Source organism: Allocoleopsis sp., assembly GCF_036703385.1.
GTDB lineage: Bacteria > Cyanobacteriota > Cyanobacteriia > Cyanobacteriales > Coleofasciculaceae > Allocoleopsis.
In genome coordinates, this window is record NZ_DATNPA010000182.1 from 1 (window position 1) to 25175 (window position 25175).

Sequence of the window (25175 nt, forward strand, 5' to 3'; positions counted from 1 at the left end):
GCATCTGGTCATCCAGACAAAAATAGTCACGATACTGAGGAATCTGGGGATGGTTAAGCTGCTTGAGAACTTGAGCTTCTCGCTCAAACAACCTCACATTGTCCCACTGCACTTGGTCGCTAAAGGTAAGCAGTTTGACGACGACTCTCTCTTGGACGCGAATATCTTGTGCTAGCCAGGTTTGACAACTGGCATTGTGTCCTAACTGTTGTCTAAGCTGATAGCGATTTTGTAGAATCTGTTCGATTTGCACCATATCGTCGCTACTGTTGGGAGTCTGGATAGGCTTTTACTCAAGCTATTAAGCACTTTCCCTCAATTGAGCAGACTGTTTCAGGACATTTCGTGCAAAATCTACAAAATGAACGGACAAAACAATATAACCGATAGGGATGAGTCTTGCTTTACTCGATAGGTTTGCCCAGTTCATAGGCCGCAGATTCTAGGCTGTCTGCGATCGCATAATTCCCTTGTTGATGGGCAAGGTTCGCCCAGATATCGAGAATTTCCCAGTCCTGAATCCCCTGACTTTTCCATTGTGCGATTGTCTCTCGAATGGCATCCTGTACTCACTCCCATTCATAGCGGCTTTTTGCCCATCGTCGAAGTTTCAGGTATGTGAGGCAATCTTGTTTTGAGAGTTCTCCAACTGATTGAACGTCGGAGTTTTGATAATAGGAAGCCCATCCCCTTATAACAGGGTTAAGGTTTTTTATGAGAACCGCCTGGGGCGATGACCTATGTTTTGTGATGAGCCTTCCGATTTCCTCTTGATGAGCCTTACTCGCCTTCTTCGTTGGGGTGATGAGTGTATTGAAACCTAATATCCTACCTTTGGTGTCTTTTGCACTTTGATATTTACCAGCAGGGTATTGCTGGATGTGATGACCTAGAAAGTCAAAACCAGCTTTACCATCCTCACTTAACTCTGGATGGAGCGTGTGAGTTAGCCTCGTCTTCTCAAGTTTCAATTCCAAGCCTATGTCTGATAACCAGTCCGAGATTATCTCTCGGCTGTGCGCCAATCGATAGCTTTCCATCCCTCAGTATTCTTTTGTGAATCTGAAGAGGATTAAAGTGCGAAGTTTCATGGTGTGTATCATAGTCGATGGATTATGATAAATCAACAGGTTTTAAAAAGAAGGTACAATGCGCTACTTGAAAAACTACGCAAACGAGTACCTCCTTTTTACCCGCTCTCATCCATCACTTGTACCCTACGGGTACAAGCGTGGGATTCTCGCAGGAATGGCTAAAAAAGGCTGGAGGATAACCTATAAGCTAATCGGCATAAAAAATTGCATAACTTGGAAGGGTAGGATGCCCATCCCACAAGAAAAAGGCTGCAATCTAACTCCCAATTAAATGCACAACAGCTTATGCTACTTTCTACGTCATACTTCATACTTTTTGGTGAGGAATCCTGACCGTAAATGTTGTCCCCACCCCTACTTCACTTTCCACCATTATTTCTCCCTGGTGGAGTTCTAGGCATTTTTTTACAACCGCTAATCCTAAACCTGTGCCTGTAATGTTGTCAACATTTTGACCGCGATAAAATGGCTCATAAATTTGCCGTTGATCGTCGGGGTGAATGCCTATGCCTTTATCTTTCACTAAAAAAACAGTTGATTCGGGTTCACAACTTAAAATGAGATAAATATCCCCTCCTTGAGGTGAGTATTTAATCGCATTTAATAGTAAATTACTTAGGATAGAATATAGTAATTTTTCATCCAAATTCACACGCACACATGAACCTTGACTGATAAACTTAAGAGTATGGTCTTTCTGGCTAAAGAAATTAATATCTTCAACTAAATTAAGACATAAAGACTGCACATCAAGGAGTTCTAGCTTATACTCTAGTTTTCCCGCTTCAGCTCTACTAAGAGTTAATATATCGGTTAAAAGCTGATTCATTAACTTAGCCGAAGACTGAATGCGATAAAGATTTTTTAGATGACTTTCCTCAACCAAGTTTTGGAGAATTTCCCCCAATAGCTGCGACGAAACTAAGATGACGCTTAAAGGGGTACGGAACTCATGAGATACCATTGAAAAGAACCGAGATTTTAGGTCACTCAATTCTTGCTCTTGAGCTAAGCTTTGTTGGAGGAATTCAAGTTTTTTTCGCTGTGACCATTGATGATAGAGTAGCAAATATACGCTAAAAATTACGGCGAAGCTTAAAACAGTTCCGATAAATTCTATCAGTATTCTGTAGTGCATACTGGCGCGGGATTGTTCAACACCAATCCTTAGCCACCGTTCTTCTTGAGCTTTGAATTCTGTCAGGATACTCTGAATCTCAGTTCGGAGCTTTATACTTTTTTCGGTAATTAAAGCTTGAGCCTGAACCGCTGATTTATCTCTTTGATAGAGTGCGGTCGATTGTCTAAACAAGGTTAATCTTTGAGTGACTATTGCATTTAATCTTGCCAATCGCTCTTGCTCAATGGCATTGTCACTCATTTGCTTTTGGAGTGCTTGAATCTCATAGCGCATCTTATCTACAGCAATTTGATGACGCTCTAATTCTTGCTGACTGCCTGAAATGATATATCCCCGCCGCCCCGATTCTGCAACGGTCATCGAGGCATAAAAACTAGTTAAAGTATTAAGAACTTCATAGGTATGCTGCACCCGATCAGAACTTTCAATTAGCTCTGTTGTGTTCTTGTAAGAGGTGACGCAGACCAGCCCCATGATTAGCAGGGTTAAGCTAAATCCCCCAGCAATCCATTTTCCTTCGAGAGACCACTTCATTGATTAGCAAAAGTCAAGGATAATACAGTTAACTTGCCTCTACTCTACCTTCCTCTACCTGAACCGAAGCATCCTGACGTGGCGTATTTTTGTAGTTGAATTATGCGTATTTTGGTGGTTGAAGACGATATCCAGTTGTCGGAAGTACTCACAGAAGCTCTAACCCGACGCCAATATGTGGTAGATAGTGCCAAAGATGGAGAGGTTGCCTGGAGTTGGGTTGAGTCAATGAAGTATGACTTGGTGGTACTGGATGTGACGCTGCCGAAGCTGGACGGCATTCGATTCTGTCAGAAGTTGCGGAGTTGTGAAGTCAGCAATCCCGCTCATCGCAACTCTACCTCACCTGTGCTGATGCTAACCGCCCGCGATACTGTTGCTGACAAGATTACAGGACTGGATGCTGGAGCCGATGATTATGTAGCCAAGCCCTTTGATTTGGAAGAGTTGATGGCTCGAGTTCGTGCGCTGTTGCGGCGGGGCAGTTCTTCAAGTACAGCGAGTCTATGCTGGGGGAGTTTGTGTCTGAAGCCCGGTACCTTCGAGGCGGCTTACGATAACAAGCTCCTGTCTTTGACCCCTAAGGAGTATGCCCTTTTGGAGTTGTTGGTTTCCAGCGGCAGGCGGGTGTTGAGCCGTGCGGGCATTATTGAACAAGTTTGGTCACTGGATAACTCCCCTGCTGAGGAAACGGTTACCTCTCATATCCGAGGGTTGCGGCACAAGCTTAAGGATTTAGGTGCTCCTGATGATTTCATTGAAACGGTTCATGGACTCGGCTATCGCCTGAAGTAACAGGTCTAGAATACCGAGGTAAGCACGGAAATCTGTTCTGCACGATTTCTGCATAAATTCTGCACGGTTATTTCATCTGCAAATAGTATCTTTTTGCGTAGGTAATAGGAAAAGCACTTACGCATGATCCGTGAGGCAAGCCCCCCTAATCCCTTGATTTGGGAGTTAAGGTTCTGTTCTCTCCAGGATTGGAGGACTAAGGGGGTGATTGCGTAAGTTACCTAAAAATACTTTTCCAGTTACTTTTTCAGTTCAGGGGGCAGTGAAGTCAAGGCAATAAGTTTTGATGGGTCAGAGATGGAGGCAAGCCTTGCGTGAAAGAGCTGTATCATGGGTGGCTCATTGAATTAATCCCAGAGCCAGCCGGCTATTCATTTCGCTGCTGGCTTCCAGGGGAGGAGAAGGCTTTATGCGATCGCAAAATTTATTCTACAAGGGAGCAAGCTCTCAGGCTAGCCAAAATACGAGCCGATTTAGAAGCGGCTTATTTAGCATTGTTCCGGTTCTTCAATGAAATGTATCAAAAGTCTCACCTCAGTCCCGAAGAACATTTATCTCTTGCCAGCTCAGTTTTAGAATTTGTGATTGCATCGAGTAAAAAATCTCAACGACCTCCAATCTAAGCAGAGATTATTCATACTTTATTTTGTCTTCTAGGCTATGAATAGATTCCTAAAAACTACCGCCGTTCAGGAAACCCAAACTTCATCAGAAGGCCAGCCAATTCTCTGTTTCTACAGAAATACAACAGATAAAATTCAAATTGCAAAAATTTCCAACTTCAAAAATTGCTACTTTGAACAAGTCGTTTTTCCGGCAGAAAAAATTCTTTTCAATGCTTTTTCAGAAGCTGAATTGGAAATTTATACAGGTGAGATGATTAGTGGCGTTTTAATCGAAAAAATACGCTGCTCTCGGCTCCAAGTAAATGGGTGATTGGACTACAGTAAGGCCTTAAAAAGGTAGCCAACTCCGTTTAGCAATCTCAAGAGGAGTGGTGATTAAGGGTGAGGAGAATTTATATCTAAATTCTCCTCCGCTCCCCCGCCGACCGTATTTTTACAAAAACGGGATGCTCCCCCTCAAACTCTCCGAATTACGAATTGGACAGAGTGAGGTCTGCCATCTGTGACCAGTTCTTAAAATTGCGCCTTACCCAATCCATGCCAACTTCATTATTAATCTTAATTTTTTGAGGTGTGTTTGGGTAAATCTTGGGCAAAATATCTGCATCCTGCTCGACGATTACTTGGGCAAAATTGAGAAACTTTTGGCCTAGAGCTTTAAAGGCAGGGTTTTTAAATATCCCGTACATCAATACGTAGGTTCGCGTCCAAGTTGTAGACTCCGGTACAAATAAGTGGACTTGGGCAACTTTACCCACCCAGTTTTCTACATGAGCTATTACTAAAGATGGAAAGTGATTTTCCAAATGAGCTTTGATGACTTTTGGCAGCAGTAACAAATCGGGATTGCTCAGTTTTTCCTTCAAGCTAGTTGGGGATGTTGGCAGGCTGTAAAAAGCATGGGAATGATGACCGTCATCAATAAAATTTTCAAACTGTACTTCCTCAATCCTAAATAGAGGGCGATGCGTGCCATTTTGGTGATTGTAGTCGTGCATAATTAGCAGCATCGAGAGCAAATCCGTCTCTACACTGATGTCAGCCGTATGACCAATAAACTCATATTGAGAAGTAATTTCATTCAGGATATTAGGAATCGGTACTTTGGGTTCATACCCGCCATACGACCAAATAAAATCCCCTTGAATAATCAGTTCTAGGGGCTTGAGTTGCGGTAGCGTTTTCTTCTTCGACCCTGGTAAAATTGTGCACCCTTCACCATCAAACTCAAGGGCATGAAACGGGCAAACGACTACACTTGTTTTATCGTCACGCTCCTGACACCATCCTTCAGACAACATGGCTCCCATGTGCGGACAGGCATTGGGTAAAGCATTTATTTTGCCCATTCGATCTTGCCAAAGCACATAGTCTGTACCATAAAGAGATACTTTTTTAGGCTTATTAACCTCCAACATCGATTTGTGTGCCAATAGCCAAGGTGCACCTTCAAGCATAGACATAGGTGTTGTATTCCTGATTAACTGAATGAACATTTTTGGCTACTGGTTATTTCACCAGAAGCAATGCAATATGTCTGTCATGGGCAAGCGTTTTTTTATCGTCAGCCCAAATTAGATGCAAGCAAGCATCCAAGAAATGATGAACGTGCAACCAAAAGTTGACCTCGCAATGAATAGGTCAGGTGGAAGTACGAACGTAAATGGAAATGTGACAAATTTTTCGTATCTATTTAAAATTATGACTAAATATTCATGTTTGTCAAGGCAGAATTGTAGCGTAGTGTTCACATGTATCAAAGCGGGGCGATCGCAGGAGTTACGCTGAATTCATGAACACCTCAAGCTCAAACACTACATCTCTGCGTCGCCAACCTAAGCAGAAACGCAGCCAACAACGGGTTGAGCGGATTTTAGAAGCGGCGGCAGAGGTGTTTGCCTCTGTGGGTTACGAGGCAGCAACAACCCATGCGATCGCAGCGCGTGCGGGAACGGCGATCGGTTCACTTTACCAGTTCTTTCCAGATAAGTTGGCGATTTTTCATGCTCTAGAAGAACGTCACATGGAGCAGGTAAGAGCCATCCACGCCAAGTTAATGACTCCCCAGATGGCTCAACAGCCACTAGAGTCTATGGTTCAGCAGATAGTAGAGACGTTTGCTGTCTACTTTGAGCATCCGGGACCGAAAGTCGTCTACATTCAATACTGCGTCGCTCCAGAGATGTTTAAGTATTTCGATGAGACTTTTAATCAATCACTCATCCAAGAGTTTGCGACACAGTTACGGCTGCGAAACCCTACGCTGAGTAAGGAAAAAAGCGAACTGCTAGCTGAGGTCTGCCTTCAGTGCTACAACAGTTTACTTCTAGTCGCGTTACGTAGTCATTACACCCATCGCCAGCAGCTTTATGAGGAGATGCGAGAGCTATTGGTGGCTTACTTACGTCCTTATGTTGGGGATGAGGTATTACACGATGAGGGGCAACCCCGTGATGGAGAGTCGCTTCCCTACGATGTACTGTGCGAGCAGTACCAACTTTCTCAACGCCAATGCCAAGCCTTAATGTTTGCGATCGCGCAGGGTGGGCTAACCATTCAGAACTTTGAGGAAATTTGCCCGGAGACTTCCCGGCGGACGCTACAGCGAGAATTACGCGAAATGGTGGAGAAGGGTTTGCTGCGGCCTGAGGGCAAGACTAATCGGCTTTTCTATCGCCTCAATCCGTTATGGAACAAACTTGCGACAAGTAGCGACAAAACTTAATAACTGACTGTACTGACTGCTATTTGAAATAAAGTACTATGTTTGACTGCAACTGTGGATGAGATAGCTAACTCAGCGATTCCACCAATTTTGTCACTCGTTCCTTCACTTCATCGCGGACACGCTGAAACGTTTCGAGTGATTCCCCCTCTGGGTCATCTAGTTGCCAGTCTTCAAACACATCCCGCAACACCCAAGATTCCGGCAAGTTTACTCCACAACCGCAGAGGGAAATCACAACATCATAGTCTGCGGGATTGAAATCACTTAAAGGTTTAGAGGTTTGCTCACTAATGTCAATACCAATTTCGGACATCACTTCAACAGTCGTCGGATCGACCTGAGAAGCTTCTAGGCCCGAACTGCTAACAGCTATCTTGCCTTCTCCCAAAATCCGAGCAAATCCTTCTGCCATTTGGGAACGGCGGGAATTTTTCTTGCACACAAACATTACATGCTTCATACTGATACCGCTTTTGAGAAAGAAATGAATTGACTAAACCGCTAATCCATCGGTCTTGAAAAACCGCTTCCGAAACTGTAAGGCTGCACTCACTAAAGTAATCAGCACAGGAACTTCCACCAATGGTCCAATCACGGCAGCGAAAGCAGCACCAGAGTTAATTCCAAACACAGCAACGGCGACAGCGATCGCTAACTCAAAATTATTGCTAGCTGCCGTAAACGCTAAACTCGCAGATTTTGCGTAGCTCGCTTTAATTTTCCAGGCCATGTAGAAACTTACCAAGAACATCAATACAAAGTAGATGAGGAGTGGAATCGCTATCCGGATAACGTCCATCGGAATCTGTACAATTAAATTACCTTTTAAACTAAACATGACCACGATAGTAAAGAGCAAGGCAATCAATGTAATCGGACTAATCTTGGGGATAAATTTACTGTGATACCACCCCTTACCCTTTGCTTTTACTAAGACAACACGAGTGAAAAATCCAGCAATACAAGGAATTCCCAGATAAATGAAAACACTTTGGGCAATTTCTGCAATGCCTACGTTGACAACGCTACCTCTCAATCCAAATAGAGGTGGCAGAACTGTGAGGAAGAACCAAGCATAAACACTGTAAAAGAGAACTTGGAAGATACTGTTAAAAGCTACAAGTCCGGCTGTATATTCTGTATCTCCTTTCGCGAGTTCATTCCACACAATCACCATAGCAATACAGCGGGCTAAGCCAATCATGATTAAGCCAGCCATATATTCTGGGTAATCGCGCAAAAATATAATCGCTAAAACGAACATCAGCACTGGGCCAATGACCCAATTCTGCACTAACGACAAACCCAGGATTTTTCCGTTGCGAAATACATCCCCTAACTCTTCATATCGCACTTTTGCTAAGGGGGGATACATCATTAAAATTAAGCCGATCGCAATGGGGATGTTGGTTGTTCCAACTTGGAATTGGTGGATGAATGCTTCTACTCCAGGAAAGAAATAGCCTAGACTAACGCCGACAGCCATTGCTAGGAAAATCCATAAAGTTAGGAAGCGATCTAGAAAAGATAGATGTTTTGAATTATGTTTTTTCATGGGTTCAATGCAACTCTTGAAAGGAAAACTCAGTATTAAACCGTTCCTAGAGAGATGTCGTCAGCCTCATCCACTGAGGTGCTGCTTTTTGCGGGTAGATTTTGATTCATCGCTCTTGCCCTAGTTAGTTCCTCGGTGGGGTGTTGCCATACATTTCAAAAAAAGTTGTTTTATTAAACCAAGAATTTGATTTGAAAAAATTTGAAGAAAGTTGTTGGGTTAAGGAATACCTGGGCAGAAGCCGAACACTGCACTAAAGAGGAATTTCGTGAGGCAGCAAGGTTAAACTTGCGACAAGTCCCAGACTTCTGGGTGCGATCGCGCAGAAGTTACACCTATACTATGAGCTATCAAACCTTACCTAGATTTTTTTTGCTGAGAACGTAATTCAATTATTTCAAAAAAAATTGATTTGTCAATGAAGTTAGCTGGAAAATAAAGTTAAGGAGAATTTAAGAAAACTGGTACATTAATATCCAGCTTTCGTCGGGTGTAATGCCAAAACCTCTCTATTCGTGAATGCGACTGTTAACTAAGACCCCCAATTACCCAACACTGATGCGGGCATTGACGCTGCAATCCCTTCTACCTAACCTATTGGCTGGATTGACGGCAGGATTGGTAACCCTTGTTTATAGCATCTCCTTCGCCGCACTCATCTTTTCTGGGAATCTGACTCACTTTTTTCCTCAAGGGGTTGGTAGCGCATTGATTGGCACTACTATCACAGCAATTATCGTGGCTTCGCGAAGTTCTTTTCCCTTTGTGGTGGCTGGGCCCGATTCTAACTCCTCTGCCATTTTGGCTGTGATGGCCAGTGCGATCGCTCAGTCTTTGGAGTCTCCTGATGCAGCCCAACGGCTGTTTCCTACGGTTTGGGTCGCCATTACCCTCGGCACGATTTTAACGGGTCTATTTCTGTTTATTCTGGGTTGGCTGCGTTTGGGGCGGTGGGCGAGGTTCATTCCCTATCCGGTGATGGGCGGTTTCCTGGCAGGAACTGGCTGGCTGCTCGCTCGCAGCTCCTTCAAGGTGATGGCAGGTGTACCACTCGGTCTTGCTCAACTTCCTCAGCTAATGCAGTTTGAGAGCTTTATACATTGGTTGATAGGTCTGCTGTTTGCCTTAGTTTTGTTGTTCGTGCTCGATCGCTACAAGCACTTTCTCGTTTTGCCTTGCCTTCTGGTCGCAGGTGTTGTGTTATTTCACGCCTTGTGGGGGTTAACCGATACCCTCTTCTCGAAAATCAATCCCGAAGGATGGTTCTTTAAGCCGTTTCCGAAGGATGAGCTTTGGCAGGCTTGGAGCTTTTCTACCTTTGCCCAAGTCGATTGGCCTGTATTGCTGCATCAAAGTGGCACGTTGGTCGCCATGATGGTAGTGGTTGTAATTTCCATCCTGCTGAATGCAACTGGCCTGGAACTCGCCACTTCAAGCAATGGGGATTTAGACCGGGAGTTACGGGTTAATGGGATTGCTAACCTGCTTAATGGCTTCTGTGGCGGTATGGTGGGCTATCTATCGATCAACCGGAGTCTGTTGAGTCGTCAAGCTGGAGCCAACAGTCCTCTGGCGGGGGTGATTGCTGGGGGACTTTGTGGTGCCGTGCTGATCTTCGGCTCGTCTTTCCTGTCCTACTTCCCCAAACCAATCTTGGGGGGTTTACTTCTGTATATCGGCTTGAGCCTTCTGATTCGCTGGGTTTATCAAGCCTGGTTTAAATTTCCCCGCGTTGATTATGCCCTAATTGTTTTGATTTTGGTGATTATTGCTATTTGGGGCTTCCTGCAAGGAGTGGGTGCAGGCATTGTCATCTCTTGCTTCTTGTTTATTTTTAATTACAGTCGTAACCCGGTGATCAAATACGCCTTCTCTGGAGCGACTCATCAAAGCAATGTTAATCGTTCTTTTCCCCAACAAAGATTCCTCCATCAAAAAGGCGATCGCATCTACATCCTAGCTTTACAAGGCTTCATCTTTTTTGGCACTGCCAACGCACTTTTAGACCAAATCCGTCAGCGCTTAGAAAACCCCAATCTCCCCAACTTAGAGTTTGTAGTGTTTGACTTCCGCTTAGTTAGCGGCCTGGATTCCTCGGCAGTCTTGAGCTTCATTAAAATGAAGCAATTAGCCCAGAAGGAAGAATTTAATTTGGTTTTAACTCACCTCCAACCCATCATTCAAAAACAACTCCAGCGCGGTGGTCTAATTGAACTCGAAGATAAGATTTGCTACCTCTTTTCTGACCTAGATCGGGGCATTGAATGGTGCGAAAACCAAATTCTAGAAACGAGTAAATTGCGTCGCCGCCGATTTGTGCCATTGGCGCTACAACTCAAAAGCATCTTTCCTGCTCCTGAGTTCGTTTCCCAGCTGATGAAGTATCTGGAACTGTTGAAAATCCCCGAAGGTGAGTTCCTGTTTCGGCAAGGGGACTCCTGTGACGGTCTTTACTTCGTGGAATCGGGTCAGGTCAGTGTTGTCCTCGAACTGCCAAGTGGTCAGACTAAACGACTACAGACCTATAACAGTGGGACGATCATCGGCGAAATGGGTTTGTATGGAAACGCCCCCCGCTCAGCTTCCGTTGTCGCTGACCAGTTCAGCCATCTTTATTATCTCTCCACTCAGGCATTTGAGAGGATAGAAACGGAAGAACCTCGCTTAGCGGCCTCGTTTCATAAATTTATCGTTAATTTGCTGGCTGAACGACTCAAACATTCCAAAGAAGAACTGCAAAATTTGCTACAGTAGCCCAAAAACATAGGAGAGATTGCAAGACTGCCGTCTTGAATGAGCTGGCATTCTTTCGTTCGTTTGCGTATTAGGTCGAACTCAGGTAAAATCTCAATGTTAATTTGATAGAAAAATAATATCAGCTCAAAAAATGACAATCTCTTAAGACCTAATATTGTAGTTTAACTGACTCCCTTTGATAGACGAGTTATATTCACTAAGTTTGTCTACGCTTAAACCTTTAGGAACTATTGGGAAGAAGTGCAGCTACCAGGCATAAAACCATTCGCTTGGTTCCAACAAGAGTTTCACCCAACTCGACTCCTACCCAGTTTAATGGCTGGTTTGGTTGTTGGGGTCTTGGCGGTCACCAACTCAGTATCCTTTGCCGCCCTAATTTTCTCAGGGAACCTTTCTCATTATTTACCCACGGCTATAGGAATTACTCTGTTTACTGCTGCTGTAGTTGGCGCGATCGCGGCCTTAATCAGTTCCTATCCGGGTACATTTGCCGGCCCTCAAGACACTACTGCCGCCGTTTTGGCTCTGGTTGCTAGCACTATTACTACCACCCTGTCGGCAACTGCTTCGGCGGAGGAAACGTTGCTCACCGTTGTCGGGGCGATTGTGTTTAATGCTCTGGTTACGGGACTATTCTTCTTAGTTGTGGGTCACTTTAGGCTAGGCGAACTCATCCGGTTTATTCCTTATCCAGTGATTGGCGGCTTCCTGGCTGGATCGGGCTGGTTGTTGGTACTAGGTGCGATCGGTCTAATGACCAATCTGTCGCTGCAATTTTCACAACTTGGGCAGCTTTTTGAGCCGGAACAGCTCCTCAAGTGGTTGCCTGGGCTGGTTTTTGCTGTGCTGCTGTTGGTAATTTTGCAGTTCTACCATCATGCCCTGATTTTGCCAGGGATGTTGCTAGGTGCGATCGCTATTTTTTACCTGGTGTTGCTGTTTACTGACACCTCCGTTGCACAGGCTAGTGCTAGGGGTCTGCTTCTGGGGCCTTTCCCAGAAGGAGGAATGTTAAAACCGTTAAGTTTATCAGCCCTGCCTGGGGCAAATTGGCTGACAATCTTCCGGCAAATTCCCCATCTCGCAACGATATGGATCATAGATATCATTGCGCTCCTGCTCAGTGTCAATGGCATAGAGTTAGCGACGGGGCGGGATATCAATCTCAACCACGAACTCAAAACGGCAGGGATTGCCACCTTGGTCTCTAGCTTGGGGGGTGGCATGGGTGGCTTCCACGGTCTTAGTGAGTCGTCTCTCGCTTACAGTATGGGGGCAACCAGCCGTTTGGTGGGCTTGTTTTCCGCTACAGTTTGTGCAGTAATGCTGATGTTGGGGGCATCGGTCTTATCCTTCTTCCCAAAACCGATTGTGGGAGGGATGCTGCTGTTTCTGGGTTTAGAGTTACTGGTGGAGTGGGTCTACTGGGCGTGGTTTAAGCTTCCTCTAGCTGATTATTGTCTGATTATCTTGATTGTGTTCGTCATCGCCGCCGTTGGCTTTCTCCCTGGCGTGAGTGTAGGCATAATTGCTGCGGTCATTCTCTTTGCCATCAACTACAGCCGGATCAGTGTCACTAAGAATACATTCTCAGGAGCCAACCACACTAGCCATGTACAAAGACCGATCAACCAGAGTCGCCTGCTGCGGGACAAAGGAGAGCAAATCTATGTTCTTCAACTGCAAGGGTTGATCTTTTTTGGTACTGCCAACAAATTACTCAACCAAATTCGTCAGCGCCTGGGTGATCCGAATCTGCAACCCTTGCGTTTTGTTGTGTTGGACTTTCGCTTGGTGAGTGGCCTGGACTCTTCGGCAGTGGTGAGTTTTGTCAAACTCAAGCAAATGGCTGGGCAGCGGCAAATCAGCCTAGTGTTTACCCATCTGCCCAGGGTACTCGAAAAACAACTCCGGCAAGGGGGCGCATGGGATACAGAAAATGCCATATACCAGGTATTTCCTGACCTTGATCGAGGTCTGGAGTGGTGTGAAAACCAAATTCTAGAAACGAGTAAATTGCGTCGCCGTCGATTTGTGCCATTGGCGCTACAACTCAAAAGCATTTTCCCTGCTCCTGACCTCATTTCCCAACTGATGAAGTATCTGGAACTGTTGAAAATTCCCGAAGGTGACTTGCTGTTTCGACAAGGAGAGCCTTCTAATGGTCTTTACTTCCTGGAATCGGGTCAGCTCAGTGTCGTCCTCGAACTGTCGAATGGTCAGACAAAACGACTACAAACCTACAACAGTGGGACTATCCTCGGCGAAATGGGTCTGTATGCAAACGCACCCCGCTCGGCATCAGTGGTCGCTGACCAGTCCAGCCGACTCTATTATCTTTCCACCCAGGCATTTGAGAGGATAGAGATTGAACAACCTCAACTTGCGATCGCCTTTCATAAATTTATAGTTAACTTGCTGGCTGAACGTCTCAAACTTCGCCAAGCAGAACTACAAAATCTCCTACAGTAGCCCAAGAACTATAGAAGAGGGTGCTTTCAATGACACAAATTGTATCTATTCACTCCTACCGAGGGGGAACCGGTAAATCTAACTTGACAGCTAACTTAGCTGTCAGCATGGCACTTTTGGGTAAGAGGGTTTGCATTGTTGATACTGATATCCAATCTCCTGGGATTAATATCCTCTTCGGGTTGGATGATACAAAAATCTCAAAAACCCTAAATGACTATCTTTGGGGTCGCACTGATGTAAAAAGCACGGCTTATGATGTTAGCCAAGTTCTGAAGGAATCGTCAGCGAAACAACCTGAGAAGAGTGGCAGCATCTATTTGATTCCTTCCAGCATGAAGAGCGAAGATATTGCTAGAGTCCTAAGTGATGGCTATGATGTAGAGCTGCTCCAAGAAGGATTCTACGAGTTGGGCGACCTGCTGGATTTGGACTATCTGTTTATTGATACTCACCCCGGTATCAACGAAGAAACCCTGCTCGCTGTCGGTATCTCCAATACCCTAGTCCTGATTCTGCGCCCCGATCAACAAGACTACCTGGGTACGGCTGTAGTTTTAGAGGTAGCAGAAAACTTGGAAGTACCTAAGATGGTGCTGGTAGTCAACAAGGTATTGCCAGAATTCGATTTGAATGCGCTACGGCAAAAGGTGGAGGAGACTTATCAGAAAACCGTGGCTGGGATACTGCCCTTATCCAATGACATGATGCGTTTGGAAAGCCAAGGTATATTTTGCTTGCGTTACCCCGATCATCAGTTAACCCAAGAATTCAACAAGATTATTTCACATATCAAAGTCTGAATAAATAATTCACATCTTCTTCAAGGATTGTTTCTCTCTTTCTTCTCTTGATTTCTTCATTCTTTTGAGCTTTTCTTTCAAGTTTTGGAAGGAATCGCTTTCCACAATTGCCGCCACTTTTTGAGATTGCTTAGTTTTGTCAATCTCAATTCTTAGTTCTTTAACCTGCTGTTGTAGAGCTTCTTCTCGTTGCTTGCGTTGAGTAACGTCTTCGATAATGCCTTCGTAGTAAAGTAATGTTCCACTACTATCGCGGACGGCCCGTGTATTCTCCTCAACCCAGATGATACTGCCATCTTTCCGATACACTTGATATTCCCAACCCTTGACTTCACCCTGTTCTTCTAATCGGTGTTTGAACTCCTCCCGACCCACTGGATCGACATAAACCTGAGTAGTAATCTGCTTTACCGTGGTGATCATCTCCGCCGCAGAGGAGTAACCATAAATGCGTGCCATAGCCGGATTAACCCTGATGAAATATCCATCCGGCGTAGACTGGAAGATTCCCTCTAGGGCATTTTCAAAGATACTGCGATAATTTTCTTCCGCAATTCGTAGCGCTTCCTCTGCTCGTTTGCGCTCGGTAATATCAATTCCTACGGTTACAGTCGCACTGCCTTGCTGATACTTCTGAGCTGCGATCAGGTAATATTGCACAGCATCTTTGCCTTTCACTTCAAGTTCATGAGAAGCTTCCGTTTCGGAAGAGGCTAAAAAATCATGCATAAACTGAGCAAAGGGTGAGTTGCCATTAAAAAAGCCCACTTCTTTGCCAATAATCGCTTCTGGGGGTAGACTCAAGCTCTCAGCCAGGTGGTGATTGACGCCCAGGTATAATCCCTCAGCATCCATCCAAGAAATCGGACCCGGTACAGCATTCAAGACCGCTTCGAGTTGTTCCTTGGCTTGCTGGAGAGCTTCTTCTGCTTGCTTGCGGTCTGTGATATCGTTGAAAGCACAAAGGATAGTGGATTCGCCATTAAATCTTAATGAACGCAGAGATACTGTTACCCAAAATGGCGTGCCATCGGCTTTTTTACTACGGAGTTGGTAGTTTTGTACAGACCCGTCTCTGAAGAGTATATCCAGCAACTTTTGGCGCTCAGATGCATCATAGTACAACTCTAGGCTGGGGCGACCCAGCAACTCTTCGATGGGAAAACCAAATGTTACACTGCTAGCCGCATTGGCATAAAGGATTGTCGCATCAGATACACGGGAGATTAATACAGGAACTGGGGTGGCTTCAGCAATCGCTCGAAATTGCTCTTCGCTCTCACGCCGTGCTTCTTCTGCTTCATCTTGCAATTCTGCTTCAATGGAACTAGAATGGTCAACCGTTGTTTCCAGTAAAACTTCCAAGTCAGCTTTTTCTTGCTTGACTTCTGCCAATTGCTGGCGCAAACTGGCTATCTCTGAAAGCAGCTTTTCCTTTGATTGCTGATGTATGGAGCCAAGATATTCGCGAATGACATCAGTTTTGGTACGACTAGTCTGATGGCAATAGTCCTCTAAGAGTTTTAGCTCTTGTTCTGGTACTGTGAAAGTTAGTGATACGTTTGCCATCTCAGCGATTTGATAGAAACCTACCCGTCGGGTTGTAGTCCTCTATATATTGAGTCAGTAGTGACTCAGAGTTCAACTGTTACCAGAGCTATTTCCAGGTGAGACCCCTATACGCTGTCGCTCACCACATTTCTAGGTGAGGCTCCTATACGCTGTCGCTCACCACAAAGAAACGAAAAGCTCCTTCAACTTTTAACCTGCTTTAGCGAAGCTAGAAGAGAAGCGTCACCTTCAAGCTATTTCCAGGTGAGCTGACGGCTGAGGAGAATGCCTTAGCAGGGTCGAGCCGGAATAATGGGGCTGAAGCGGCGGAATTCGGCAAGGTACTGCTCGAGTAGCAAAAACTGGGACAAATTGAGGCTGTAGTAAATCCAGCGACCTTCTTGGCGCGATCGCACTAGATCGGCTTCCTTCAAGTTCTTTAAATGAAATGATAGCTTGGACTGAGTCACCCCCATGCGATCGCACAATTCGCAGACGCACAATTCTTGCGATCGCAACAACTCTATCACTTGAATCCTTAGAGGGTCAGACAAGGCGTGAAAGCAAGCAACGAGTGTATCTGAAGCGATAACGGAGGCTTTTCCCATCAAACTTTATTGAAACGACTTTTTAATTCTAACCAAGTGCAATTCGAGCTGAAATTCAACACGCTGTAAGCCTTTCAACTGCCTGCTAATCCCTGAAGCCCATTACCGAGTCGTTAAGATGGAATTTGTCGGAATTCCTAGTACTTAACCAAACCAACAGTGGAAATCGGTACCCAAAAAAACGGTTCAAAGCCAAAAGAGCGTTGTGTCTTAGTTTGCCAGCATCGGTCTTGTTTGGCAAATAATTCAGAGGCAGTACTAGCAGCCTTTGAATCGGCTGACTTAACAGACTTTACAGTTATGGGTACGGGTTGCCAGGGACAGTGTACCTCTGGACCTACGGTACGGATTGTTCCGGAAGAGACGTGGTACTGGCGAGTTCAACCCAGTGATGTACCCGTCATTGTGGAACAGCATCTCCAAGGGGGCAAACCCGTAGAAGCGAAGCTGAACACCCGCATTCATATGCGTTTTAGCTATTGAGTGAACTCGCACAACATATATCCGACACCCCGCACAGTTTGAACCAAACACTTTTTGTCGTTGGATTCCAGCTCCAGCGCAAATAGCGGAAAAAGTATTCTTTCAATTGAGGTAAGGTTGGTACTGGACATGGTGATGTGCTCGCGAACAATTTGGGAGAGAACCAGTGCGGAGACTACTTATTCGTGTGGGGATTGGGGTTTTATTTGCGCTGTTTGGAGTGATTACCTACTTTAGTCAGGTTGATGTAAACCCGGTTACTGGGGAAAAGCAACGAATACAACTCTCACCTCGCCAGGAAGTTGCACTCGGTGTACAGGCGCGAGAGAAGATGGCGGCTCAATACGGTGGTCTTTACCCAGATTCCAGGCTCCAAGCCTATATCGATCAGGTAGGAGAGCGGGTTGTCAAGCAGTCGGATGCCTCTAAAGCACCCTATCCTTTTCAATTTCATTTGCTCAGCGACCCCAAAACCATCAATGCGTTCGCCTTACCAGGAGGACAGGTTTTTATTACATCGGCTTTGCTCAAGCGCCTCAACTCAGAAGCACAACTAGCAGGAGTGTTGGGGCACGAAGTCGGGCACGTTGTGGGGCGACATGGTGCGGAACATCTGGCTAAGCAGCAACTAGGGTCGGCGTTGGTTAATGCAGTCGGCATTGCAGCCAGTGATAATGCAGACAGGGCGAGGCAAGCTGCGATCGTGGCGCAGGCGGTCAATCAAATGGTTAGCTTACGGTATGGGCGTGAGGATGAATTGGAAAGCGATCGCCTCGGTTTTCGATTTATGACACAAGCCCGTTATAACCCACAAGGGATCGTGGAACTCATGCAAATCCTCGCGTCTGCCAGACAGGGTGGGCAACAACCAGAGTTTTTAAGTACCCACCCCGACCCTGGTAATCGATTTCAACGCCTCAAGGCTCTGATTGCTGAGAACTTTCCCAATGGTGTTCCTGCCAATCTAGAACAGGGGCGCGAGGACTTTGCACGAAATGTCAAGGCTAGCTTACCCGCTCGTTGATAGATTCGCCTTTAAACTTCATTCTTGACCCCTTGAAGCCTATATTCAAGCTCGCTACGTTGCCGCTCAAGCTTGGTGTGTTCAGCTTGAAGTTCTTGTTCGGCGTGATGAATCTTAGTATGCTCAGCTTGGATGGTGTCTTCTTTAGCGTTTAGTTCCTTTTCTCGAACTTCAATCTGCCCAATTTCATCTTGAAGCTTAGCGGAAAGTTTTCCAACAGGATTTGATAGATAATTATTCGGGTTAATAACTGATGATATCAAATGGTTTAATTTAAATTTAATTAATTAGATAATTAAATGTTACTTCTTATCTTATCGTCAGGCTTTAAATTTCCTTGTAGCATCAATATTTTAAAAAAATTATGGACATTGTTGAAACCAGATTTTACAAAAACTGGAAAATTTATAAGTATATAGCCTGAGACGTTTATGATTTAATCCTACCTTTAAGCAATTGTTAAAACCTCTTTCTTGTGTTTTAATTGAGCAGCCTGTAAGAGGACGAAAACTGTATACTTATCCCTACTCAAGGAGTAGGGATAAAGGGATAAGCTTGCAAGCCTTTATACCAAGGTTCATTGACAAGAAGCCTCTAGATATCTATCTAGGTAGAACTGCCTCTTTAGGGTCATGGAGAGCCGAATCAAGCTCTTCAATTTCTGGTTGAGTGGCCTGTAGATGTTGTTCTAAAATCGCTAAGTTACGAATATTTGACTTATAGTAAGCGTCGAACAAGTCACCAATCAGAGGTACTGCACCAACCACGGCTTCTAGACCAATATTAAATATCATTTTCCCCAGGTCTTCCTTGGGAAGACCAAAGCGAGTTGCCAGATAGATAATGTAAGCGGAGAAGGCGGTACTAATTAAATCCCCTGCACCCGGAATCAGACCCATAATTGGGTCTAAACCAATGCGAAATTTGGTGCCAGGAATACCAATAGCTGTATCCATCAAGCGACTGAGCCTGCGGATACGATTGAGAGTAGCAAGACGTTCGATAGTATTCATAGAATTAATATTGGCATAGTAAATCTTTCAAGTTTTCTATCCTGAGAATGAATTGAGCTGAAGTATGAAGAGTGAAGTGTACAGTAGGAAGTATGAAGGACAGAAACAACATCATAGTTAGGTAGATGAACCTTAAATCTTAGATAAAAATATAGAACTCAGGCGTCAATACCTGCCTGTCATGCCTGAATTCTGGATTCGCATCCTGTATTTTTTATATTTGTTTTATTTTTATGACTTTGATGCTTTGATATAATAAGTATTTTTAAATATTAGTAAAATTGCTATATTTTTTACCTGTTCTCTCTAAAGAATGAATCAGATTCTGCCGTAAGAGTGAGAAACAATTCAGTGAATTGTTGCTAATTTTAGAGACGAAAAGAAACGCACTGGATGGGAGTGTTACCGCTGTGACCCATAGCTGTACGTCGAAGCAGAGCGATGTCAGATGTACAGACAGTGTATATAGGCTAACTGACATTAACGGTGTGGAGTTTTTATCGCTCCCTCCACTTTGCTCCTACCAACGGGGACTCAAGTTCCCAGCAGAGCGCTCTGAGGTAGTAGACGTAGAATGTCATCTATAACAACTAAAATAAGACACCCAACCCGTTTTGGCTCAATTTGACCCAAGGCGGGATGGCTGTATTGAGGAGAAGAGCTCATTGATAAATCCTGCCATCGGGTAAGATTACCCCAGTTAAGTTTGTTCCTGTTAGTTTAACCAAAAGTCGATCGCCTGTCCCGACTTTAGCTCCCCTCAAGTCAGCGCCGCTCAAATCAGCACCACTCAAATCGGCTCCAATCAAGTTAGCTTCCCGTAAATTGGCTTGACTGAGGTTGGCTTCCAAGAGATTAGCTCTAAACAGATTTGCCCGTTCTAGGTTCGCTCCCTGAAGATTAACCTTATGCAAAAAGCTATCGCTCAGATTGGCATTACTCAAGTTAGCGTTACTCAAGTTTCTTCCTGACAAATCTTTTTCTTTTAAGTCGGCTCCTCGAAAGTCAGCTCCACTGAGATCGGGATTTGACTTGCGAGTCTGTTGGTAATTTTGCGACTGGTAATTTTGCGATCGCGATCGCGAAGTGGTTTCTCTTTGGGTGTATCGCTCTTGGGGTTGGGGTGGCTTGGGTTGAGAGCGTGGCGGAGGAGGAGAAGGAGAGCGCTCCGTTTGTGCCCTTTTAGATTGACTCTTCCGTCGAGACAGGCGCAACAGATCGCGAGCGTGATTAATCTCCTTGAGTTTTTCCGCTGCTTTTTCCCGCAACCGAGAATTATCGCTGGGGACGCGATCGGGGTGCCAAATAAATGCCAAATCTTTATACGCCTGGTTCACCTCGTCGAGAGATGCTCCTGGCTCTAATCCCAGTACTCTATAGCAATGATCTAGCTCGTTCATCACCACTGTCCTTAAACCGCCTCAATATTAGATCCCAATTATCTGTGCCACAATCTTGCCTGAACTGATCACCCTAGGTAATCCTGCACCCGGATGAGTTCCTGCTCCGACTCAGTAGAGATTGGGTATATCTTCACTGCTCTCGGAACCTGCAATTTCGATGATTGTTAGCGTAAGCTAATCAGTATTCAATTTGCTTGTTCCTCGCGATCGCATGTGTTTAACGTTTTTGGGCACTCTGCATCAAGGGGAAACGCGAGTTGCTCCAAGTTAGGCTTGAGTAAATTTATCCAGGTAAATTTTCAGCTCGTCAACGGTTGAAAACTCAAGCGTATCTCAGCTAAGGATTTCGAGTTGTTCTAAGGACAGCTTTTTGCTCTGGCTTTCGATATCTGGAACAATATTAGATTAGCAGAAAATACAATTTTATACGGCAATCAAAAATCCCATGCAGAAACTCACTCGAATTTTATTCGCTACAGCCCTAACCTTGAGCATCCTTAGTTTTCCCACCAAAGCTTTTGCTAAAGCTAAAATCCAGATGGCCATCCTTTTAGATTCTAGTAATAGCATGGATGGACTGATTGACCAAACTCGTACTCAACTTTGGCAAATTGTTAATTCTTTAACTAAAGTAACGAAAGATGGTGAAGTACCAAACTTAGAAGTTGCTTTATACCATTATGGTAACGATGGTTTACCCTCGGAGGAAGGTTTTGTTAAACTTTTAACTGGATTTACTCCTGAATTAGATTTAGTTTCGGAAAAGCTATTTAGTATCCGAACTAATGGCGGTCAAGAATATGCGGGTTGGGCCATTCGCTCAGCGATGAAAGAATTAAACTGGAGTAAAGAGCAGGAAGATTTTCGCGTTATTTTTATTGCGGGTAATGAACCATTCGATCAAGGTCCGATACTTTGGAGTGAAGCTGTAAATCTTGCGGTTAAGGGAGATACTCTGGTTAATACTATCTATTGTGGTTCAGCGGAAAGTGAGGAGCGACAACTTTGGGCTTCAGGAGCTAATTTAGCTCAAGGTAGTCACTTCAATATTAACCAAGACGAAAAAATTGAATTTGTTAAGTCCCCTTACGATGAGCAAATTGCTAGTTGGAATGCTAAGCTCAATCAAACTTATATTCCCTATGGTGCAGAAGGGGACGTTGGACGACAACGTCAGACTATTGAAGATAGTAACTCTGGTATAAATTTGGCTGCACGCGGTAACTCCAAAGCTTCTGCCTATTATAATAATGCTTCTTGGGATTTGATCGATGCTCTAGATGCAAAAAGAGTTACCCTTGAGGAATTATCAGATGATGCTTTGCCGGAAGCTATGCGGAATATGAGTTTAGCTCAAAAGCAAGACTATGTAGTGGCAAAGAAAGCTGAAAGAGAGATAATTCAAAAAACTATCCGTGACTTATATCAAAAACGTAGCGAATATGTAGAAAAACAGCGCCAAGTTACTGGCAATAGAGCCAAAAATACTCTTGATTCCGTAATTATTCAAAGTCTCCGCAAGCAATTAGCCGCTAAAGGATTTAAACTTCAGTAGTTCCTGGAGTACCGACTGCAACCTCTCTAGAGTTGCACGTCCTGTTGGAGTCAAACCGATCACCAACGTAAAGCCTTCGTTCTAGCTAAAGTGTTCTGCCCACCACTGATGGTTAGAATAACCAGCCAGGGGTTTAAACACCCCTAGCCCGTCCAGATTCATCCAAAATCTAAAATCTCACATTTCAGGACTCGCGTCCAGATGCCCATTTATCCCGCCATTTCACGGTTCCTTCACTGGCAACCACCCAGCGACGAGCCACCAAATTTTCCCGCAAAGGAGACGTGCCTTCGCGCAACAGCGCATATTTGTAAGTGATCGGTTTTCCTGCACTTTCATTAAAGGGAATTTCCCCAAACCAAGTGTTGGTATTGATGTATTCCAGAGGATAAGCCTTGGCAATATCCCAATTCCCTAATTCTGGACAATCTCCGATTACGACAATCCTTTCACCCGGCTGCGTTTGGACACCATTCAGTTGCGCTCGCACAATCGTTTGCGCCTTAATTCGCTCCCCGACGTGACTGATGACAATGACTTCCTTTGAATCTAATTGGAAGTCAAGCAACTTCCCCTCTTTGACTTCAAATTTCCGTCGAGATAAAACGTCAGTATGCTCTCCTTCTGGTAACTCTGTTTCCACCTCGTCAAGTGTGATCGCCTCCCCACGATTCATTGCTACAAATAGCAGCGAATCTCGATAACGCCGCACATAACAGTAGACATCAGGAGTTAGATATTTTTGCCATTGGCTCCCCATCGATACAGCCGGATTGAGTCGCCGCAAGCCGGAAAGCAAGCGAATATCTCGATAAAGTTGGCTATCAGTATCCCATTTGTCCATCATTGGACGGTTGTAGGGATCGTTATTTCCATAAGGGTTCGTATCTCCATTGGTGTCGTTGTGGAGATACTGTTCTGTGCCGTAGTAGATACAGGGGATACCACGAGAGGTCATAATCAGAATAACCGCCAAACGCAAAATATCTGGGTCAGAATTTAACGTTTGAAATCGGTGCATATCGTGATTATCGATAAACGTAATCAACTCCGTTGCACTGTAGTAGCGATGATCTTGGTCAAAGACTTCTTGAATTAAGTGAAATCCTCCTTCAGCAGCTACCCCTAACGCCTCTCGAATTGCTGTTGCTAGGCCAAAGTCTAGAATTGACATTCCAGATTCATTGGCAAATTCAACGGAACGGTCATTCAGAGGGCTGCTATAAATCCACTCTCCAAAAATAAACACATCGGGTCTATGGTTTTGAATATCTGCGATAAATTCTTGCCAGAACCAAATGGGCATATGCTTAACCGTATCAACCCGTAAGGCATCTACACCCCGGTCTAGCCATTGCTTAATCGCTGATTTAATGTAGTTTCGATATTCAATATTATTTTCGTTAAAGGTGGCAAGACCTGACAATTCACAGTTTTGTACCTGCCATTCATCTTCCCAGTTTGTTACTTCACCATAATGGTGATACCAGTGATTTTCATCGTCATTAAAATCTGCAATTAGCTTCCCATCATCGTAGAGTAATCCCTTCTTTCCACTAAAATCAGGGCTGCTGTGGTTACACACAATATCCAGAATCATCTTCATATTCCGTTTGTGTAACTCATCAATCAATCGGTCAAAAACCGTATTTCTGGTTTCTTGAGTTTTATTCAGAGATGGGTCATCATCTTTGTGAATAAAACGAGGATTGAGCCGTTTAAAGTCCTTAGTCCAGTAGCCGTGAATAGCGGCGCTATTAATAAATAAGTCTTCAACTTGCTCAAACAAAGGAGTAAGCCAGATCGCTGTAACTCCCAGGTTTTTCAAATAGTCCAGTTTGTCGATAATTCCTTGTATATCTCCACCCCAGTATTTGCCCCAATCCTTTCCCTCTGGGTCGTAAAGCTCTGGATTTGGACCTTCGCTATTTTCGGAGTCGCCATCAAAGAAGCGATCAACAACGATGAAGTAAATACTTTCCTGGCGAAACTCAATATCTCTGGTATATAGAAACTCTAAATCTATCTCGCTTTCAGTGGGAGTTTCAGCAACGAGCGCATCGATTTCTGCTTCAACTTTTGCCTCTGACATTTCATACTGAGATGATGAGGCTTGAGGGGGAGGAGTGGATACCATAAGAATAGTTATTTAAATGCTTGTAGAACTTCTTCCAACTCTGTCCAAGTTGGCGCAGAACCTTTAGTAATAAAGGTTCCTCCGACAGGTTTGATTTAGCATTCTACAAAATGCCCTCTTCTTTGTACAGATAGTTCTTTAAGTTTGGTCTTTTCTTGGTCTAAAAGCATTTCTAGGCTTAAGTTAGCGAAAAACAGTAATAGAAGACTATCTAGCTTGTAAAGAAATACATTAAATCTATCTTTGGATAGAGATATAACTGAACCTTGTATGAAATTATAGCAGCCCACAAAGAGAAGGCTCTTTAGTACAGAGGTGGGCTAATTTCATCGTTCATCCTTGATTTGACTCTTTATCAATATATTCTCGCCAGTATTTTATCTGGCTCCCCTCCAGCTCAAATATTATGGCATCTTCAGCCTGAGATTCTTTACCTGTTTCTCTATCCTTTTCGCTCCAAGCCCACTCAATAGCTCCCTCGCTGCCCTTCCAAATAATCCGTTTTATCGTCACTTGAATATCTGTGAAATTGCCAAAGTAACTATCTGCCGCTTCTTTAATCTCTTGTTTGCTCTTGAACTTGGAGCCCGGTACAACAAACAAACAGTTGTCCGCAAAATCGGCAATGACTTTATTAGAATCAGCAGTCTCCCAAGCCTTAGCCTGTCTTGCTACGAGTTGTTGGATTTCTGGGTCTACAGATTGTGTCTCTGGTAAGTGCATAGTTATTGAACGGTTCGGCAAGCTAGCGTGAGCTGGAGGTAGGTTTGTTGCGGTACCTGTGAGCCAAATGCAGACTAATCCAAAAATAACAAAAACTACCCAAGAATACATCACCCCATTGACAGAGAATTGGTTTTTTTTGCGATTTTTGCCATAGCTTAGACTTTTCGGTC

Annotated in this window: 23 protein-coding genes and 1 pseudogene; 11 read left to right on the top strand and 13 right to left on the bottom strand. The window is 44.4% G+C overall.

The window, feature by feature from the left end; translation table 11 throughout:
* From V6C93_RS09145 to V6C93_RS09155, 3 genes and pseudogenes are all read right to left on the bottom strand, one after another.
* A pseudogene (locus V6C93_RS09145) lies at positions 1-256 on the bottom strand (serine/threonine protein kinase); the annotation flags it as partial.
* A gap of 313 nt (positions 257-569) precedes the next feature.
* Positions 570-1040, bottom strand: a complete 471-nt coding sequence (locus tag V6C93_RS09150; RefSeq protein ID WP_333476345.1) for a group II intron maturase-specific domain-containing protein — start codon at positions 1038-1040, stop codon at positions 570-572.
* Between the two features lie 361 nt (positions 1041-1401).
* On the bottom strand, positions 1402-2769 hold the full coding sequence (locus V6C93_RS09155) for an ATP-binding protein (protein WP_333476346.1): 1368 nt from the start codon (positions 2767-2769) through the stop codon (positions 1402-1404).
* A 102-nt stretch (positions 2770-2871) separates the two neighbouring features.
* Between V6C93_RS09155 and V6C93_RS09160 the strand changes: the two genes are divergently transcribed.
* From V6C93_RS09160 to V6C93_RS09170, 3 genes are all read left to right on the top strand, one after another.
* The gene (locus tag V6C93_RS09160) at positions 2872-3564 is read left to right on the top strand and encodes a response regulator transcription factor (RefSeq protein WP_333476347.1); all 693 of its coding nucleotides are present in this window, start codon (positions 2872-2874) and stop codon (positions 3562-3564) included.
* 314 nt (positions 3565-3878) lie between these two features.
* Entirely contained in the window at positions 3879-4187 is a 309-nt protein-coding gene (locus V6C93_RS09165; RefSeq protein WP_333476348.1) for a hypothetical protein, read from the top strand.
* A gap of 37 nt (positions 4188-4224) precedes the next feature.
* A complete protein-coding gene (locus V6C93_RS09170) occupies positions 4225-4500 on the top strand; it encodes a DUF1830 domain-containing protein (RefSeq protein WP_333476349.1) in 276 nt (91 codons plus the stop codon).
* 160 nt (positions 4501-4660) lie between these two features.
* On the opposite strand, the gene V6C93_RS09175 is transcribed toward V6C93_RS09170, so the two are convergent.
* Entirely contained in the window at positions 4661-5653 is a 993-nt protein-coding gene (locus V6C93_RS09175) for a Rieske 2Fe-2S domain-containing protein (RefSeq protein ID WP_333476350.1), read from the bottom strand.
* 329 nt (positions 5654-5982) lie between these two features.
* On the opposite strand from V6C93_RS09175, the gene V6C93_RS09180 reads away from it, so the two are divergent.
* A complete protein-coding gene (locus tag V6C93_RS09180) occupies positions 5983-6915 on the top strand; it encodes a TetR/AcrR family transcriptional regulator (protein ID WP_333476351.1) in 933 nt (310 codons plus the stop codon).
* A 67-nt stretch (positions 6916-6982) separates the two neighbouring features.
* Here the strand turns inward: V6C93_RS09180 and arsC are convergent, their stop codons facing one another.
* Entirely contained in the window at positions 6983-7378 is a 396-nt protein-coding gene (arsC, locus tag V6C93_RS09185) for an arsenate reductase, glutathione/glutaredoxin type (RefSeq protein WP_333476352.1), read from the bottom strand.
* Positions 7379-7411: 33 nt separating this feature from the next.
* Complete coding sequence (arsB, locus tag V6C93_RS09190) at positions 7412-8473, bottom strand: ACR3 family arsenite efflux transporter (RefSeq protein WP_333476353.1); 1062 nt, start codon at positions 8471-8473, stop codon at positions 7412-7414.
* 201 nt (positions 8474-8674) lie between these two features.
* Between arsB and V6C93_RS09195 the strand changes: the two genes are divergently transcribed.
* From V6C93_RS09195 to V6C93_RS09210, 4 genes are all read left to right on the top strand, one after another.
* Positions 8675-8860 carry a hypothetical protein gene (locus V6C93_RS09195; protein ID WP_333476354.1) on the top strand — a complete coding sequence of 62 codons (186 nt, stop codon included), beginning with the start codon at positions 8675-8677 and terminating at the stop codon, positions 8858-8860.
* 132 nt (positions 8861-8992) lie between these two features.
* Positions 8993-11227: an SLC26A/SulP transporter family protein gene (locus V6C93_RS09200; RefSeq protein ID WP_333476355.1), complete on the top strand. Its 2235-nt coding sequence runs from the start codon at positions 8993-8995 to the stop codon at positions 11225-11227.
* A gap of 243 nt (positions 11228-11470) precedes the next feature.
* Positions 11471-13702 carry an SLC26A/SulP transporter family protein gene (locus V6C93_RS09205; protein WP_333476356.1) on the top strand — a complete coding sequence of 744 codons (2232 nt, stop codon included), beginning with the start codon at positions 11471-11473 and terminating at the stop codon, positions 13700-13702.
* 29 nt (positions 13703-13731) lie between these two features.
* Positions 13732-14505, top strand: coding sequence for a MinD/ParA family protein (locus tag V6C93_RS09210; RefSeq protein ID WP_333476357.1), 774 nt, complete (start codon positions 13732-13734; stop codon positions 14503-14505).
* Between the two features lie 9 nt (positions 14506-14514).
* On the opposite strand, the gene V6C93_RS09215 is transcribed toward V6C93_RS09210, so the two are convergent.
* Both V6C93_RS09215 and V6C93_RS09220 read right to left on the bottom strand, forming a co-directional pair.
* Positions 14515-16074, bottom strand: a complete 1560-nt coding sequence (locus tag V6C93_RS09215; RefSeq protein ID WP_333476358.1) for a PAS domain S-box protein — start codon at positions 16072-16074, stop codon at positions 14515-14517.
* Between the two features lie 272 nt (positions 16075-16346).
* Complete coding sequence (locus V6C93_RS09220; protein ID WP_333476359.1) at positions 16347-16664, bottom strand: metalloregulator ArsR/SmtB family transcription factor; 318 nt, start codon at positions 16662-16664, stop codon at positions 16347-16349.
* A gap of 159 nt (positions 16665-16823) precedes the next feature.
* Between V6C93_RS09220 and V6C93_RS09225 the strand changes: the two genes are divergently transcribed.
* Both V6C93_RS09225 and V6C93_RS09230 read left to right on the top strand, forming a co-directional pair.
* A complete protein-coding gene (locus V6C93_RS09225; protein ID WP_333476360.1) occupies positions 16824-17147 on the top strand; it encodes a (2Fe-2S) ferredoxin domain-containing protein in 324 nt (107 codons plus the stop codon).
* A 166-nt stretch (positions 17148-17313) separates the two neighbouring features.
* Positions 17314-18171 carry a M48 family metallopeptidase gene (locus tag V6C93_RS09230; RefSeq protein WP_333476361.1) on the top strand — a complete coding sequence of 286 codons (858 nt, stop codon included), beginning with the start codon at positions 17314-17316 and terminating at the stop codon, positions 18169-18171.
* An 11-nt stretch (positions 18172-18182) separates the two neighbouring features.
* On the opposite strand, the gene V6C93_RS09235 is transcribed toward V6C93_RS09230, so the two are convergent.
* From V6C93_RS09235 to V6C93_RS09245, 3 genes are all read right to left on the bottom strand, one after another.
* On the bottom strand, positions 18183-18434 hold the full coding sequence (locus tag V6C93_RS09235; RefSeq protein WP_333476362.1) for a hypothetical protein: 252 nt from the start codon (positions 18432-18434) through the stop codon (positions 18183-18185).
* A gap of 339 nt (positions 18435-18773) precedes the next feature.
* On the bottom strand, positions 18774-19184 hold the full coding sequence (locus V6C93_RS09240; RefSeq protein WP_333476363.1) for a DUF4112 domain-containing protein: 411 nt from the start codon (positions 19182-19184) through the stop codon (positions 18774-18776).
* Positions 19185-19846: 662 nt separating this feature from the next.
* A complete protein-coding gene (locus tag V6C93_RS09245; RefSeq protein WP_333476364.1) occupies positions 19847-20584 on the bottom strand; it encodes a pentapeptide repeat-containing protein in 738 nt (245 codons plus the stop codon).
* 448 nt (positions 20585-21032) lie between these two features.
* On the opposite strand from V6C93_RS09245, the gene V6C93_RS09250 reads away from it, so the two are divergent.
* Positions 21033-22142, top strand: coding sequence for a vWA domain-containing protein (locus tag V6C93_RS09250; protein WP_333476365.1), 1110 nt, complete (start codon positions 21033-21035; stop codon positions 22140-22142).
* 184 nt (positions 22143-22326) lie between these two features.
* On the opposite strand, the gene V6C93_RS09255 is transcribed toward V6C93_RS09250, so the two are convergent.
* Both V6C93_RS09255 and V6C93_RS09260 read right to left on the bottom strand, forming a co-directional pair.
* On the bottom strand, positions 22327-24279 hold the full coding sequence (locus V6C93_RS09255; protein WP_333476366.1) for an alpha-amylase family glycosyl hydrolase: 1953 nt from the start codon (positions 24277-24279) through the stop codon (positions 22327-22329).
* A 333-nt stretch (positions 24280-24612) separates the two neighbouring features.
* Positions 24613-25113, bottom strand: a complete 501-nt coding sequence (locus V6C93_RS09260; RefSeq protein ID WP_333476367.1) for an SgcJ/EcaC family oxidoreductase — start codon at positions 25111-25113, stop codon at positions 24613-24615.
* Positions 25114-25175: the final 62 nt, after the last annotated feature.

What these genes read in the sequence shown, in the direction of transcription:
- V6C93_RS09155 (WP_333476346.1), bottom strand. Translation starts at nt 2,769, where the DNA reads ATGAAGTGGTCTCTCGAAGGAAAATGGATTGCTGGGGGATTTAGCTTA.
- V6C93_RS09255 (WP_333476366.1), bottom strand. Translation starts at nt 24,279, where the DNA reads ATGGTATCCACTCCTCCCCCTCAAGCCTCATCATCTCAGTATGAAATG.
- V6C93_RS09215 (WP_333476358.1), bottom strand. Translation starts at nt 16,074, where the DNA reads ATGGCAAACGTATCACTAACTTTCACAGTACCAGAACAAGAGCTAAAA.
- V6C93_RS09245 (WP_333476364.1), bottom strand. Translation starts at nt 20,584, where the DNA reads ATGAACGAGCTAGATCATTGCTATAGAGTACTGGGATTAGAGCCAGGA.
- V6C93_RS09250 (WP_333476365.1), top strand. Translation starts at nt 21,033, where the DNA reads ATGCAGAAACTCACTCGAATTTTATTCGCTACAGCCCTAACCTTGAGC.
- V6C93_RS09160 (WP_333476347.1), top strand. Translation starts at nt 2,872, where the DNA reads ATGCGTATTTTGGTGGTTGAAGACGATATCCAGTTGTCGGAAGTACTC.
- V6C93_RS09180 (WP_333476351.1), top strand. Translation starts at nt 5,983, where the DNA reads ATGAACACCTCAAGCTCAAACACTACATCTCTGCGTCGCCAACCTAAG.
- V6C93_RS09260 (WP_333476367.1), bottom strand. Translation starts at nt 25,113, where the DNA reads ATGTATTCTTGGGTAGTTTTTGTTATTTTTGGATTAGTCTGCATTTGG.
- V6C93_RS09220 (WP_333476359.1), bottom strand. Translation starts at nt 16,664, where the DNA reads ATGGGAAAAGCCTCCGTTATCGCTTCAGATACACTCGTTGCTTGCTTT.
- V6C93_RS09150 (WP_333476345.1), bottom strand. Translation starts at nt 1,040, where the DNA reads ATGGAAAGCTATCGATTGGCGCACAGCCGAGAGATAATCTCGGACTGG.
- V6C93_RS09210 (WP_333476357.1), top strand. Translation starts at nt 13,732, where the DNA reads ATGACACAAATTGTATCTATTCACTCCTACCGAGGGGGAACCGGTAAA.
- V6C93_RS09240 (WP_333476363.1), bottom strand. Translation starts at nt 19,184, where the DNA reads ATGAATACTATCGAACGTCTTGCTACTCTCAATCGTATCCGCAGGCTC.
- arsC (WP_333476352.1), bottom strand. Translation starts at nt 7,378, where the DNA reads ATGAAGCATGTAATGTTTGTGTGCAAGAAAAATTCCCGCCGTTCCCAA.
- V6C93_RS09200 (WP_333476355.1), top strand. Translation starts at nt 8,993, where the DNA reads ATGCGACTGTTAACTAAGACCCCCAATTACCCAACACTGATGCGGGCA.
- arsB (WP_333476353.1), bottom strand. Translation starts at nt 8,473, where the DNA reads ATGAAAAAACATAATTCAAAACATCTATCTTTTCTAGATCGCTTCCTA.
- V6C93_RS09175 (WP_333476350.1), bottom strand. Translation starts at nt 5,653, where the DNA reads ATGTCTATGCTTGAAGGTGCACCTTGGCTATTGGCACACAAATCGATG.
- V6C93_RS09170 (WP_333476349.1), top strand. Translation starts at nt 4,225, where the DNA reads ATGAATAGATTCCTAAAAACTACCGCCGTTCAGGAAACCCAAACTTCA.